The following is a 13959-nucleotide window of genomic DNA, read 5'->3' as shown; positions in this document are numbered from 1 at the left end:
GACCAGCATCACCCGGCGACAGGGGCGGCCCGCACCACCAGCACGTCGGGGAGGTTGGCGACGATCTGACGCCACGACCCACCGTCGTCGTGCGATGCCCACACCGACCCGTTGCGCGCGCCGAGGTAGAGACCGAGCGGGTCCTGGCCGTCGTGGCACATCGCGTCTCGCATGACCCCGACGTAGAAGTCGTCGGGGAGCCCGTTGGCAAGCTCCTCCCACGTGTCGCCGGCGTCTCGGGACCGCCACACCCGCGCCTTGCCTCCGGGCGGGTAGCGACCGTCGCCGGCGCCGTTGGGGAACACGAAGACCGTGTCCGGCTCGCGCGGGTGCACCACCATGGCGAATCCGAAGTCGCTGGACAGGCCGTCGCCGATGTAGTCCCAGGACGCTGCGTGGTCGTCGGAGCGGTAGACGCCGCCGTGGTTCTGCAGGAACAGCCGCTCGGGGCGGGACGGGTGGCGGGCCACCTTGTGCACGCACTGCCCGAACTCGGGGTACTGCTGACCCTCCGGCAGGAACTCCGCGCGGATGCCCTTGTTGCGCGGCTCCCACGAGGCTCCTCCGTCGCCGGTCTGGTAGACGCCGCCCGTCGAGATGGCGACGGTCACCGACTCCGGGTCGTCGGGGTGCGGGAGCAGGGTGTGGAAGGCCTGGCCGCCGAAGCCGGCGCCCCAGTCGGCCCGGTGCGGGTGGTCCCACAGCCCACGGACCAGCTCGAAGGACTCGCCCCGGTCTCCCGAGCGCCACACGGCGCCGGGCTCGGTGCCCGCCCAGAGGCTGTCCGGCTCGTGGCCGGGGACGATCTGCCAGACGCGCTCCACGGAGGCGTCGATGTCGTCGGGGAACCGGATCGCGCCCCCGGGGGTCTCCTCCCAGGTCGCGCCCAGGTCGTCCGAGCGCCGCACCTGCGGGCCCAGCCAGCTCGACGAGGCCCCCGCGAACAGCCGCGGAGGGTCCGTCCGGGTGTCGACCAGGCAGGAGTAGACCTCCTCCATGTCGTGGTGAGGTCCGGTGAACGCCCAGTCCTCACGTGCGTCGTCGCTCGTGCCCACCCACAGCCCCTTGCGGGTGCCGACCATCAGTACTGTCGCCATGACCTAAGTTGACCGCGTGGAGGCCCGAAAGTCATCGGTTCGGGTCTCGCCGGTGTGGCTGGTGCTGATCGGCATCTTGTCGGTCCAGTTCGGCGCGGGCGTGGCCAAGACGCTGTTCGACGAGGCCTCGCCGACGACGATCGTGTGGCTGCGGCTGGCCGCCAGCGCCGTCGTGCTGGCCGCCGTCGCCCGGCCCGCGCTCCGCGGCCGGACCCGCTCGGACTGGGTCGTCGTGCTCGGCTTCGGGCTCAGCCTGGGGGTCATGAACTGGGCGATCTACCAGTCGTTCCAGCGGATCCCCATCGGTCTGGCCGTCACCATCGAGTTCGTCGGCCCGCTGACCCTGGCGATCGTCGGCTCGCGCCGGGCCCGTGACCTGGTCTGGGTGGCGCTGGCGGCAGCCGGGGTCCTGCTGCTGGGGCTGGAGCCGGGTGACCTCACCTGGGCGGGAGTGGGTTTCGCGCTCCTGGCGGGCGCCGCCTGGGCGGCGTACATCCTGCTCAGCGCGCAGACCGGGAGCCGCTGGCCCGGCCTGGACGGCCTGGCGGTGGCGAGCGTCGTCGCGATGCTGCTACTGACGCCGCTGACGCTGGGGCGGTACGCCGACCAGCTGGCCGACACCCGGGTGCTCGTGCTCGGCGCCGTCGTCGGTCTGCTGAGCTCGGTGATCCCCTACACCTGCGAGCTGGTGGCGCTGCGCTCGCTGCGCCCGGCGGTGTTCAGCGTGCTGATGAGCCTCGAGCCGGCCGCCGCGGCGCTGGCCGGGCTGGTCGTCGTCGGCGAGCTGCTCAGCCCGCTGCAGCTGGTGGCGATGGCCTGCGTGGTGGCGGCGAGCGTCGGCGCGACCCGGTCAGGCGCCACCATCCGGGAGCCGGTGCCCGACTGATCTGTTCATCGAGACGTCACGTCGTGGTGACCGTCGTGACTCGACAGCCCACTAACGTTCCGGCCATGGCACTCCCTGCCAGCCCTCCCCCGCTGTTCCCTCCGAAGCTCGTCATGGCCGCCGTCCAGCGCCTTCGCGCCTGGCCGGTCGAGTCCCAGCAGACCTCCCGACGCAACGCGATGCTCGCCTGCACGTCGCTCACGCAGCGACGGATGGAGCACCAGGAGGTCGCAGACTTCCTGGCCTCCTTCTACGGCCCGTCGCACGCCTCGTCGGTCTCGCACCTCCCCCACCACCCCCTTCCACAGGCCGCTGCGCGCGGCTGACGCGGTCGGCATGCGGGGCTCAGGCAGAATCTCCGCATGCCGACCTCAGCGGCGCGCGCCGCGACCGAGTCACGCCTGTCCTTCCACGAGGTGCTCTCCGACGACGGGACCCGGCTGGCCGCCTGGACCAACGACCCGGACGGAGTGATCGACGGCCCGACCGTCGTGCTCTGCAACGGGCTCGGCACCAACGCCTGGGCCTGGCCGGCGCTGCTGCGCCCCGACTGCGGGGTGCGGGTCGTGTCGTGGAACCACCGGGGCACCGGCGGCTCCGAGCGCCCCCGAGACCCGAGTCATTGCGGCATCGAGGCGTTCGTCGAGGACGGCCTGTCGGTGATGGACCACTTCGGTGTCGACCGGGCGGTCCTGATGGGTTGGTCGATGGGCGTCAACACCATGTTCGAGCTCGCCTACCGCAACCCGGAGCGGGTGCGCGGCCTGTTCGCGGTGGCCGGCGTCCCCGGTGACACGTTCGCCACGATGCTCGGCCCGCTGCGGCTGCCCCGCGTCGTCAACCACACGGTCACCGTCTCGGTCGCCCGCACCCTGGCGCTGGCCGGCCGCGCGCTCACACCGGTGACCACCCGGCTCCCGGTCGGCCCGCGGATGGTCCACCTGCTCAGCCACTCGGGCTTCATGTTCCGGATGCCCGACCCCGAGCTCGCAGCCGTGGCGATCCGGGAGTTCCTCACCACCCCGATCGAGTGGTACATGCGCCTCGCGCTGGCGACCTCATCACACGGCCGGGTCTCGCTCAGCGGCCTCGGCGTGCCGGTCGCCTTCGTCGCCGGGAGCTGGGACATCCTCTCCGGCACGCGCGACATGCGCTCGGCGGCCGCCCGGATCCCCGATGCGACCTACGACGAGCTCCGCGGCAGCCACTTCATCCAGATGGAACAGCCCGAGCGGGTCCACCAGCTGCTCCTCGAGTTCCTGGGGCGGGTGGGGTGATGCGCCGCAGTGCCGGAGTCCTGACTCTCCTGGCCCTCGCGTTCGCCGGGTGCTCCCAGGGTGGTGACGAGGTAAAGGTCGACGTCGACCCGACCGCGTCGTCCTCCCCCTCGGCCACGACGCCGTCGCCCTCGACCTCACCCACCGAGACGAGCCCCACCGAGACCGCTCCCACCGAGCCGGCCGGCGCGCCCGAGGTGGTCGAGACGATCACGACCGGTCTGGTGGCCCCTTGGGGTCTGGCGTTCCTGCCCGACGGCAGCGCGGTCGTGACCGAGCGCGACACCGCCAAGGTCCTGCAGATCAGCGGGCAGGCGCCCTACGACGTGACCGAGATCGGCACCATCGGCGAGGCCGCCCCGCAGGGCGAGGGTGGCCTGCTGGGCGTCGCGGTCTCACCGAAGTTCGACCGGGACCGGACCCTCTACTTCTACGTCAGCAGCGCGAACGACAACCGGATCGTCACCGCGACCCTCGACAAGGGCGGCCTCAGCGACACCACCGCGATCTTCACCGGGATCCCGCTGGGCTCGATCCACGACGGCGGCCGGATCGAGTTCGGCCCCGACGGGTTCCTCTACGTCGCGACCGGTGAGACCGGCAACCCGCCACTCGCCCAGGAGCGGGACAACCTGGCCGGCAAGATCCTGCGCCTCACCGCCAAGGGGAAGCCCGCGCCCGGCAACCCGTTCGGCACCGCCATCTGGTCGTGGGGCCACCGCAACGTCCAGGGACTGGCGTTCACCGACGACGGACAGCTGTGGGCCTCGGAGTTCGGGCAGAACACCTTCGACGAGCTCAACCGCATCGACGCGGGCGCCAACTACGGCTGGCCCGACTACGAGGGCGAGGGCGGCACCGAAGCCGGCTTCGTCGACCCGCAGGCGGTCTGGGGCACCGACGTCGCCTCGCCGTCCGGCCTCGCGTTCGCCGACGGCGCGCTCTACATGGCGGCGCTGCGCGGCAACCGGCTCTGGAAGATCCCAGTCGAGTCCGACGGCGACGCCGGCCAGCCGGAGGCCTTCTTCGTCGGCGAGTACGGCCGGATGCGCACCGTGGTCCTCGCCCCGGACGGCACGCTGTGGCTGACCACGTCCAACCTCGACGGCCGAGGCTCACCCGCTGACGGCGACGACCGGATCCTGCGAGTTGCTCCCTAGCGGCCGCGGGGCTCGGTCGTCCCTTCGACCGTGGCCCGCCGGGCCGCGCGGCGCAGGGTCGCGAGCACCGCTGGTCCGAGGACCACGATCGCGATCGCGTTGGTGATCGCCCGGCCGGTGTCGAAGCTCGTCGTCGAGGTGATCAGCGTGTAGGCGAGGAACGCCTGGAGGTTGTCCACCAGTGGTGCGGCCGGGTCGAACGAGATCGACGTCTGCTCGTGCCCGGGGACGGCGATGCCGAGCAGGAACGGCCAGCCGGAGAGGTTCATCAGCAGCCCGTAGGCGTAGGCCGCGAGCACGCCGTACGCCGCGAGCATGGCGATCTCCGCCCGGCCGCTCACCCGGCGCGGGAGCAGGCCCGCCCCCAGGCCCACCCATGCCGAGACCAGCATCTGGAAGGGCAGCCACGGCCCCACCCCGGCCGTCATCAGCGCCGAGGCGAACAGCGAGGTCACGCCCAGCACGAAGCCGAACCCGGGACCGAAGGCGCGGCCGGCCAGGACGAGCATGAAGAAGACCAGCTCGATGCCTCCGGTGCCGGCCGAGACACCACGCAGGATCGCGATGACCGCACTGAGCACGCCCAGCATCGCCAGCACCCGGGTGTCGAGCCCGCCCTCGCTGACCTCGGCGAGCACCACGGCGATGACGACCGGCAGGAGGGCGAGGAACAGGAAGGGCGGGTCGACCCGGGTCTCCGGGGTGACCCGCACGAGCAGCGGCCACACCAGCATCATCAGCCCGCCGAACGACGCGACGCCCAGGATGACCGCCGACCGCCGGGACAGCGGAACGGCACGGACGGCCTCGACCCCGCTCACCGGCCGGCCCCGACGACCCCGCCTCGGGATGTCTGCCCCTCGTCGACCACCTCGTCGACGCGGAGCCACGGCGGCCCGAGGACCTTCATGATCTGCGGCGCGAACGCCGGCGACTCGGCGAGCACCCGGCGGACCGGGCCGTGGGAGACGATCTCTCCGTCGGCGAGCACGACCACCTGGTCGGCGACGAGGGCGACGAACTCCACGTCGTGGGTGGACACCAGGACCGTCCGGCCGTCGTCGGCGAGCCCGCGCAGGACTCCGACCAGGCCCCGCTTGGCGGCGTAGTCGAGGCCCCGGGTGGGCTCGTCGAGCAGCACCACCGGGGGCCGGGGTGCGAGCACCAGCGCCAGCGCGACGGCCAGCCGCTGCCCCTCCGACAGGTCGCGCGGGTGTCGGTCGCCGGGGATGTCCGGCACCAGGGTGTCGAGCAGCGCGCGGCAGCCCTCGCCGCCGGCGGCGCACTCCTCGTCGACGGTCTCCAGGTAGAGCAGGTCTGCGGCGCTCTGGGGCAGCAGGCCGACGAGCGCCCGACGGGCGGCGGGCTTCTGGTCGGCCGGGTCGGTCCCGCCCACGTCCACGCTCCCCGAGCGGCGCGGCCCCGACCCCTGGAGCGCCCACAGCAAGGAGGACTTGCCCGCTCCGTTGCGCCCCATCAGGGCCGTCACCCCCGGCGACAGGTCGAGGGACACCTCGCGAACGGCCACGCTCCGGCCGTGGGTGACCGTGACGTGGCTCGCGATGAGGCCCGCGGGCGGCCTGGCGGCGTCGAGACTCACGGATTGGTCGTCTTGGGGCGGCTCCGGCAGCCAATCGGTGGGTCTCGACGCCAGCCGGCGCCGAGCCTCCCGCACCGTCAGCGGCAGCGGCGTCCAGCCGGCGTGCCGGCCCAGGTCGACGAGAGGGGGTGCGACGGGCGAGTGGGCCAGCAGGTCGGCGGGCTCACCCACCTCGAGCGTCCCGCCTCCGGGTGACGGGGTGAGCAGGGCCATCCGGTCGACGAACGGGACGACCCGCTCCAGCCGGTGCTCGGCCAGGAGCACGGAGACCCCCAGGTCGTGCACCAGCCGGGTGAGCGTGGCGAGGACGTCCTCGGCCGCGGTCGGGTCGAGGGCCGAGGTGGGCTCGTCGAGCACCAGCAGCCGCGGGTGCATGGTCAGCACGGCACCGATGGCCACCCGCTGCTGCTCACCGCCGGACAGCGTGCGCAGCTCGCGCGACCGCAGCGCCGCGATGCCCAGCAGGTCGAGGGTCTCCTCGACGCGGCGGCGCATGGTGTCCGCGGGCAACCCCAGCTGCTCCATGCCGTAGGCGAGCTCCTCCTCCACGGTGTCGGTCACGAACCCGGCCAGCGGGTCCTGCCCGACGTAGCCGATGACGTGCGCTCGCTCGCGGGGCGGGGCCTGGAGGATGCTCGTACCGTCGAGCAGGACGTCGCCGGTCAGGTGACCGCCGGAGAAGCGGGGCACGAGCCCGGTCACGACGCCGAGGAGCGTCGACTTGCCCGACCCGGTCGGCCCCGACACGAGCACCAGCTCACCGTCAGGGATGCCGAGGTCGACGTCCCGCAGGACCGGGGCGCCGTCGTAGGAGACGGTGATGCCGCGCAGCTCGATCATGCGAGGGCCAGCTTGGGTTCGGGGGCCACGGGCGCCGCGACCAGGCCGACGGTCGCGGCGACCAGCGCCGCCACGGTCAGGCTCGGCCACGACGTGAGGTCCGGGTAGGCGACCACCATCTGGTGGCGTGCCACCCACCACATGGTGACCGCGGCACCGAGGCCGGCAGCCATCACGACCAGCTCGGGTGCGCGCCACGGGTCGGGTCGGTAGCGGGTGCGCGACACCCGGCGGCCCGCACCGACCAGCCCGACGACCGCCACTGCGACGCCCAGCACCAGCATCGGCGTCGCCAGGACCCGCGGCGCGGTCGTGTCCAGCCCGGCGTAGATGCCGACGCAGATACCGCACAGACCGGCGAGCAGCAGCGCGCCGGTCACCCGACGCTCCTGGGAGCTGGCTCCGCCGGACCTGCCGTAGCCACGGGTGTCCATGCCCGCGGCCAGGCGCAACGAGCGCTCGAGCGCGTCCTCGAGCACGGGCACCAGGTAGCGCCGGAGCCGGCCCACCCGGCGGGTGTCGCCGGCCCGGAGGCTCTGGGCGAGCCGCACCCGGCGGGCACTGTCAGCGAACTGCGGTAGCACGGTCACCGCGACCACGAGCGCGGTGCCGACCTCGTGCAGCGCCGCAGGCACCGAGCGGAGCAGCCGCTTGGGGTTGGCCAGCGCGTTGGCCGCCCCGACGCAGATGACGATGGTCGCGAGACGGAGCCCGTCGTAGAGCCCGGCCAGCAACGCCTCCTGGGTCACCGGCCCGAGCAGGCGCAGGCCCAGCACCCAGTCGGGCAGCGGGACCTCGGGCAGGTCGAGGACCACCCGTCCGGTCTCCACACCGCCACCGAGGAAGACCCGGAAGAGGACCCGCATGACCACGATGACCGCGCCGACGGCCACGTAGAGCCGGAACGAGCCGGCCCAGGGCTGGTCCGACCGCCGGGCCATGACGACCAGCGTCGCCACCCCCAGCAGCGTGAGCAGCACCAGTGGGTTGGTGGTCTGGGAGGCAGCCCCGGCAAGCCCCAGCGCCCACACCCACCAGGCCACGGGGTGCAGGTCGCGGGGCAGCCGGGAGGTCACGCCAAGGACCGCCGGCGTACGACGACCAGTGCTGCGGCACCGAACAACGCGAGGATCACCAGCACCGGCAGCCAGACCGGCACGCCGCCGCTGTCCCCCGGGTCGGCGGGCGCGCTCGTCGGCTGCACCGCGTCGTCGCTCGCGCTCGCAGTCGCAGTCGCGCTGGGGCTCGGCGTCTCCGCGGCAGTCGGTGTCTGTGCAGGCGTCAGCGTCACCGTCGGCGTCGGCGTCGGCGTCGATTCCGTCGGAGTCGCCGTCGGCGTCGGCGTCGGCGTGGGCGTCGGTGTCGGCGTCGGCTTCACCGTGGGGGTCGGCTTGGCCGTCGGCGTCGGTTTGACCGTCGGCGTCGGGCTGGGCGACGGGCTGGCGGCCGCCTTCGCGGGCGGCGTGACCCCAGGCTTGACCTGGCCGTCGACGTCGTCCCAGGCGAAGGCCACCGACCCACCCGCCGGGATCGTCAGCGACTGCACGCCCAACGAGGAGTAGGTCCAGGTGCCGCTCTTGCCGTCCGACCACCACAGGCCCCAGTAGGCGCTTGCCGGGGAGGTGTTGACGCAGGGGTCACTGGCGGGCATCGACTCGACCCGGCACACATAGCCGGGCTGGCGCTGGGCATAGGTCAGCTCGAAGCCGTTGCGGGTGAAGAGGGTCGAGGCGATCTCCCCGCCGCCCGCGGCGTCGCAGACGGACTGCGCGCCGCCCCCGAGGCCCTTGAAGTCGACGACGACGCTCACGCCGCTGCCCGGGTCGCAGGTGGCGGCCTGCGCCGGGTTCGCGGCGAGGCTGAGCGGCCCCGCCGCCGCGACCACGAGGGCCGCGGCGGCGAGGCGAGGCGCCCCGAGATGCAGCAAGGGCACGCTCAGTCGCAGCCGTCGATGATCGTGTAGACCAGCGCGGGGGCGGCCTGCGCGGTCGCCCGGCGGAACTGGTCCTCCTCGGTGACGCCGATGCCGTCCTGGGCCCCGGCCAGCGCGGCCTTGTCGTAGGCGATCGCGCCGTTCTCACCGGAGACACCCGAGACGACCAGCTTGGTCAGCCACTTCGCGGCCTTGTTGGCCTGGGCGCACGAGCCGGCGGCGCCCAGGGCGGAGGCCGCGAGCCCGGTGCTGTTGGCGTTGGGTGCCTCGGTGGACGTGCCACCGCCGAAGCTGCCGTTCTTGGCCTGCCGCTTCGCCAGCCATCCGACCGCCTTGGTGACCGACGCCTTGACCGCCTTCGAGAGCTTCGGGTTCTCGAGCAGCGCCAGCACGGCGAGCGCGGTCGCGTCCGTGTCAGGGGCGCTGGTGCTCTTGCGCTTGCCGCCGTCGCAGGTCTGGTCCGCGGCGGTCTTGTCCGCGGTGAAGTTGAGCCGGAAGTAGCCGCCCTTGCACTGCTGGGCGAGCAGGAACCTGGTGGCCTTGCCGGCCTTCTTGTGACCGGCGGTGGTCAGCGCCTGGACGGCGAACGACTGGCCGATGACGTTGGCGAAGTCGTCGGTGCTCTTGTCCTGGATCCGGCCCGCGATCGGGGCCTTGTTGGCGACCCGCCTGGCGAGCCGCTTGATCAGGTTGACACCGCCGAAGGCACTCGGGTCGGCGCCGGTGACCTGCGCGAACGCCGCCGCCTTGGCCGTGGCGCTCGCGTAGATGTCGCTGCTGCCGAAGTCGGCACCGGTGGTGTAGCTGTCGACGTTCTTGGCGATGGCCTTGCGGACGGTCCTGGCGGTCCGGGGCTGGCCGAGCTCCTGGAGGGCGAGGCCGACGTCGATGCTGAGGCCGTAGTCGTCGAAGTCGAACTGGTCGTTGTGGACCAGTCCCCCGGTGAGCTGCTTGCCGAGCCAGCGCTCGGTCTGGTCGATGGGGTCCCCGGCCTGGGCCGGTGTGGCGGTGCCCAAGGACATGCCGAACGACAGGGCGAGCGCCAGGGTGCCGGCGACGAGCTTCTTGCGGTTGTTCACGGGTTCCTTCCCGCTGCGCCAGCGGGAGGCCGGGAGCCAGTGCTCCGAGGGGGCCACCCGCTGTTTTTCCTCGACAGCGTGTGATCAGGACGCGACGTGGCAGGTGCTCCGGCTCACGCGCCGCTCTCCCCGAAACCCCGAGGGGAGAGGCGCGCCTACGGTTGCGGGTCAGCGCCGGACTCAGACCGGCTTCCCCCGCCACGGGCGTGGATGTGGATGGACTTGTTGTGCGGCTCGCACCCTACTCTGACCCGGTGAGTGACGCGGACTTCGACCCCATCCCGGCCGACGGGCTGCTGGTGGCCCTGGCCGAGGTCGCCAGGCACAAGGAGGGGTTCGAGCTGGGCATCACGGTCAACGTCCCCGGCGCCACGGTGACCGGGGTCATGATCGGACCACGGGCCTGGCTGCGGATCCTCGGAGCCAGTGGCGAGGGCAGCGCGCACGAGTTCCTGAGCTCGCTCGCGGGCGGCATGAACCAGATCCTCGAGAACGCGGGCCGCGAGGTCACCACCCAGTTCCTGCACCTGCGGGACGCGCAGTACGTCTCGGGTGGGCGCTTCACCCCCACCAACGCCGGCCTCCTGTGGCGAGGCCGGCTGGGCGAGATCACCGGGTTCTCGATCGGCACCCTGACCCCGGCGCCCTGACCCCGGCGCCTTAGCCGCCGCGTGTGTCCTAGGAAGCTCCGAGCTTCTCCAGGATCAGCTCGCGCACCCGGCCGGCGTCGGCCTGGCCGCCCAGCGCCTTCATCACCGCGCCGATGAGCGCCCCGGCGGCGGCGACCTTGCCCTCGCGGATCTTGTCGGCCACGTCCGGGTTGGCGGCGATCGCCTCGTCCACCGCGGCGGACAGGGCTCCGTCGTCGGAGACGACGGCCAGCCCCCGGGCGGCGACGATCTCCTCCGGCGTGCCCTCACCGGCGAACAGTCCGTCGAAGACCTGCCGGGCGAGCTTGTCGTTGAGGGTCCCGGCGTCCACCAGCGCCTGCACCGCGGCCACCTGGGCCGGGCCCACGGCGAGGTCGGCGAGGTCGCGTCCCTGGTCGTTGGCCCGGCGGGCCAGCTCGCCGAGCCACCACTTCCGCGCGGTCTGCGGGGTCGTGCCCGCGGCGACGGTCTCCTCGATCAGCGTGAGCGCGCCGGCCCCGACGGTGTCGCGCATCTCGAGGTCGCTGAAGCCCCACTCCGCCTGGAGCCGGGCGCGCTTCTCGGTCGGGTTCTCCGGCAGCGTGCCACGCAGCTCCTCGACCCACTCGCGTGACGGCGCCACGGGGACGAGATCCGGCTCCGGGAAGTAGCGGTAGTCGTCCGCGTCCGACTTCACGCGACCGCTGGTGGTGACGCCGGTGTCCTCGTGCCAGTGCCGGGTCTCCTGGAGGATCGAGCCTCCCGACGCGAGCACGGCGCCGTGGCGCTGCATCTCGTAGCGCACCGCGCGCTCCACGGACCGGAACGAGTTGACGTTCTTGGTCTCCGTCCGGGTGCCGAGCACACCCCCACGAGCGGTAGAGCCCTTCGGGGCGAGCGAGAGGTTGACGTCGGCACGCAGGTTGCCCTGGTCCATCCGCGCCTCGGACACACCGAGGGCGACGATCAGGTCTCGCAGCTGGCTGACATAGGCGCGCGCGACCTCAGGGGCCTTCGCCCCGGTGCCGAGGATCGGCTTGGTGACGATCTCGATGAGGGGGATCCCTGCACGGTTGTAGTCGACCAGCGAGTAGTCGGCGCCGTGGATCCGGCCGGTGGCGCCGCCCATGTGGGTCGACTTGCCGGTGTCCTCCTCCATGTGGGCGCGCTCGATCTCGACCCGGTAGGTCTCGCCGTCCACGTCGACGTCCATGAAGCCGTCGAAGCAGATCGGCTCGTCGTACTGGGACGTCTGGAAGTTCTTCGGCATGTCCGGGTAGAAGTAGTTCTTCCTCGCGAACCGGCACCACTCGGCGATCTGGCAGTTGAGCGCCAGCCCGATCCGGATCGCCGACTCGACCGCCTTGCCGTTGACGACCGGCATCGCACCGGGCAGCCCCAGGCAGGTCGGGCAGACGTGGCTGTTGGGTGCGCCGCCGAAGAGTGCCGGGCACCCGCAGAACATCTTCGTCGCGGTGTTGAGCTCGACGTGGACCTCGAGCCCGAGGGCGGGGTCGTACGCCGCCAGGACGTCATCCCAGGGCATCAGCTCATCGGCAGCGCGGTGCGTGACGGTCATCAGACAGACGTCTTTCCGGTTGTCGAGGAGGCGAGGGACGAGCCGTCTCGAGACACTCCCAGAGCGGGTGCCCGGTCGAGCAGCGGACCGCCCCACCGGTCGAGCAGCATCGCCTCGAGCGCGGCGCCGACCCGGTAGCAGCGGTCGTCGGCCAGCGCCGGCGCGAGGACCTGGAAGCCCGCAGGGAGCCCGTCCTCGTCGGCGAGGCCGCTGGGCACAGAGATGCCGGGCACCCCCGCCAGGTTGGCCGGGATGGTCGCCAGGTCGTTGAGGTACATCGCGATGGGGTCGTCGACCTTCTCCCCCAGCTTGAACGCCGTGGTCGGGGCCGTCGGTGACACCAGCACGTCGGCCTGCTCGAAGGCAGCCGCGAAGTCGCGCGAGATCAGCGTGCGCACCTTCTGGGCCTGGCCGTAGTAGGCGTCGTAGTAGCCACTGGACAACGCATAGGTGCCGAGGATGATGCGACGCTTGACCTCGTCACCGAACCCGGCCTCGCGGGTGGCCCGCATGACGTCCTCGGCCGAGGGTGCCTCGATGTCCTCGGGCACCACCCGCAGGCCGTAGCGCATCGCGTCGAACTTCGCGAGGTTGCTGGACGCCTCCGCCGGGAGGATCAGGTAGTAGGTCGCGAGCGCGTGCACGAAGTGGGGGCAGCTGACCTCGACGACCTCGGCGCCTGCCTTGACGAGCAGCTCGACCGACTCCTGGAAGCGGGCGAGCACGCCGGCCTGGTAGCCCTCGCCCCCAAGCTCCTTGACGACACCGATCCGGACCCCGGCGAGGTCGGCGTCGGCGCCCTGGCGGGCCGCTTCGACGAGCGCACTGACGGGCTCGTCGATCGAGGTGGAGTCGCGCGGGTCGTGCCCGCCGATCAGCTCGTGGAGGAGTGCGGCGTCCAGGACGGTGCGCGTGACCGGCCCGACCTGGTCGAGCGAGTTGGCCAGCGCCACGAGCCCATAACGCGACACCCCGCCGTACGTCGGCTTCATGCCGACCGTCCCGGTGACCGCGCCCGGCTGGCGGATGGACCCGCCGGTGTCCGTGCCCAGCGCGAGGGGTGCCTGGAACGACGCGACCGCCGCCGCGGAGCCACCGCCGGACCCGCCCGGGATCCGGCCGAGGTCCCAGGGGTTGCGCGTGGGGCCGTAGGCCGAGTGCTCGGTGGACGAGCCCATCGCGAACTCGTCCATGTTGGTCTTGCCCAGGATCGGCAGACCCGCCTCGCGGAGCCGGGTGACCACCGTGGCGTCGTAGGGCGGCACCCAGCCCTCGAGGATCCGCGAGCCGCAGGTGGTCGGCAGACCCTTGGTGGCCAGGACGTCCTTGACCGCGATGGGCACGCCGTCCAGCGGCGAGGCCGGCGTGCCGGCCGCACGGCGGGCGTCCGACTCGGCGGCCTGGGCCAGCGCGCCCTCGGCGTCGACGTGCAGGAACGCGTGGACCGCGCTGTCGACCTTGTCGATCATCGCGAGATGGGCTCGGGTGAGCTCGACCGACGTCGTGTCACCGCGGGCGAGGTCGTCGGCGAGCTCGGCGGCGGACCTCCGGGTGTTGCGGGCGATGGCCGTCACTGCTCGTCGCCCAGGATCCGGGGGACGGCGAACCGCTGCTGCTCGTGCTCGGGTGCGCCGGAGAGCGCCTCCTCCGGAGTGAGCCCCGGCACGACGACGTCCTCGCGGAAGACGTTGGTGAGCGGCAGCGCGTGCGAGGTGGGCGGTACGTCGTCACTGGCCACCCCGCTGATCGAGGCGACCGAGTCGAGGATCACCGACAGCTGCGGCGCGAGGTGGTCGAGCTCGGCGTCGGACAACTCGATCCGGGCCAGCATCGCGAGATGCGCGAGCTCGTCCCGGGTGATCTCAGCCATGCGCGCAAT

Annotated in this window: 14 protein-coding genes; 5 read left to right on the top strand and 9 right to left on the bottom strand. The window is 72.5% G+C overall.

Features of this window, described 5'->3' with window-relative positions; translation table 11 throughout:
* Positions 1-8 precede the first annotated feature (8 nt).
* Positions 9-1097, bottom strand: coding sequence for a WD40/YVTN/BNR-like repeat-containing protein (locus ACYVC6_RS09055; RefSeq protein WP_460713125.1), 1089 nt, complete (start codon positions 1095-1097; stop codon positions 9-11).
* A gap of 16 nt (positions 1098-1113) precedes the next feature.
* Here ACYVC6_RS09055 and ACYVC6_RS09050 point away from each other — a divergent pair, with 16 nt between their 5' ends.
* The 4 genes from ACYVC6_RS09050 (at position 1114) to ACYVC6_RS09035 (ending at position 4420) form a co-directional block, all read left to right on the top strand.
* Complete coding sequence (locus ACYVC6_RS09050) at positions 1114-1983, top strand: EamA family transporter (protein WP_460713123.1); 870 nt, start codon at positions 1114-1116, stop codon at positions 1981-1983.
* Between the two features lie 65 nt (positions 1984-2048).
* On the top strand, positions 2049-2309 hold the full coding sequence (locus ACYVC6_RS09045; protein WP_460713121.1) for a hypothetical protein: 261 nt from the start codon (positions 2049-2051) through the stop codon (positions 2307-2309).
* 36 nt (positions 2310-2345) lie between these two features.
* Positions 2346-3260: an alpha/beta fold hydrolase gene (locus ACYVC6_RS09040; protein ID WP_460713119.1), complete on the top strand. Its 915-nt coding sequence runs from the start codon at positions 2346-2348 to the stop codon at positions 3258-3260.
* Positions 3260-4420, top strand: coding sequence for a PQQ-dependent sugar dehydrogenase (locus ACYVC6_RS09035; protein ID WP_460713117.1), 1161 nt, complete (start codon positions 3260-3262; stop codon positions 4418-4420). Before ACYVC6_RS09040 ends, ACYVC6_RS09035 begins: the two co-directional genes overlap by 1 nt.
* Here the strand turns inward: ACYVC6_RS09035 and ACYVC6_RS09030 are convergent.
* Genes ACYVC6_RS09030 through ACYVC6_RS09010 form a run of 5 tightly spaced genes read right to left on the bottom strand, consistent with a single transcriptional unit; the run spans position 4417 to position 9872 of the window.
* Positions 4417-5241, bottom strand: a complete 825-nt coding sequence (locus tag ACYVC6_RS09030; RefSeq protein WP_460713115.1) for an ECF transporter S component — start codon at positions 5239-5241, stop codon at positions 4417-4419. The genes ACYVC6_RS09035 and ACYVC6_RS09030 overlap by 4 nt on opposite strands.
* Entirely contained in the window at positions 5238-6860 is a 1623-nt protein-coding gene (locus ACYVC6_RS09025) for an ABC transporter ATP-binding protein (RefSeq protein WP_460713113.1), read from the bottom strand. The genes ACYVC6_RS09030 and ACYVC6_RS09025 overlap by 4 nt, the downstream gene beginning before the upstream one ends.
* On the bottom strand, positions 6857-7936 hold the full coding sequence (locus tag ACYVC6_RS09020; RefSeq protein WP_460713111.1) for an energy-coupling factor transporter transmembrane component T: 1080 nt from the start codon (positions 7934-7936) through the stop codon (positions 6857-6859). Before ACYVC6_RS09020 ends, ACYVC6_RS09025 begins: the two co-directional genes overlap by 4 nt.
* Positions 7933-8793: a hypothetical protein gene (locus tag ACYVC6_RS09015; RefSeq protein WP_460713109.1), complete on the bottom strand. Its 861-nt coding sequence runs from the start codon at positions 8791-8793 to the stop codon at positions 7933-7935. The genes ACYVC6_RS09020 and ACYVC6_RS09015 overlap by 4 nt, the downstream gene beginning before the upstream one ends.
* A gap of 2 nt (positions 8794-8795) precedes the next feature.
* The gene (locus ACYVC6_RS09010) at positions 8796-9872 is read right to left on the bottom strand and encodes a hypothetical protein (RefSeq protein ID WP_460713107.1); all 1077 of its coding nucleotides are present in this window, start codon (positions 9870-9872) and stop codon (positions 8796-8798) included.
* 254 nt (positions 9873-10126) lie between these two features.
* Here ACYVC6_RS09010 and ACYVC6_RS09005 point away from each other — a divergent pair, with 254 nt between their 5' ends.
* Complete coding sequence (locus ACYVC6_RS09005) at positions 10127-10522, top strand: hypothetical protein (protein ID WP_460713105.1); 396 nt, start codon at positions 10127-10129, stop codon at positions 10520-10522.
* A gap of 28 nt (positions 10523-10550) precedes the next feature.
* On the opposite strand, the gene gatB is transcribed toward ACYVC6_RS09005, so the two are convergent.
* From gatB to gatC, 3 genes are read right to left on the bottom strand one after another with little or no spacing between them, the layout of a single operon-like run.
* On the bottom strand, positions 10551-12080 hold the full coding sequence (gatB, locus tag ACYVC6_RS09000; protein ID WP_460713103.1) for an Asp-tRNA(Asn)/Glu-tRNA(Gln) amidotransferase subunit GatB: 1530 nt from the start codon (positions 12078-12080) through the stop codon (positions 10551-10553).
* Positions 12080-13645 (bottom strand): Asp-tRNA(Asn)/Glu-tRNA(Gln) amidotransferase subunit GatA, encoded by a 1566-nt coding sequence (gene gatA, locus ACYVC6_RS08995; protein ID WP_460713337.1) that lies wholly within the window; start codon positions 13643-13645, stop codon positions 12080-12082. The genes gatB and gatA overlap by 1 nt, the downstream gene beginning before the upstream one ends.
* Positions 13646-13650: 5 nt before the next feature.
* On the bottom strand, positions 13651-13950 hold the full coding sequence (gene gatC, locus ACYVC6_RS08990; protein ID WP_460713101.1) for an Asp-tRNA(Asn)/Glu-tRNA(Gln) amidotransferase subunit GatC: 300 nt from the start codon (positions 13948-13950) through the stop codon (positions 13651-13653).
* Positions 13951-13959: the final 9 nt, after the last annotated feature.

This window comes from Nocardioides dilutus (genome assembly GCF_054779555.1).
Note: the sequence above shows the minus strand (reverse complement) of the source record. Positions and strands in the feature narration are given on the sequence as shown.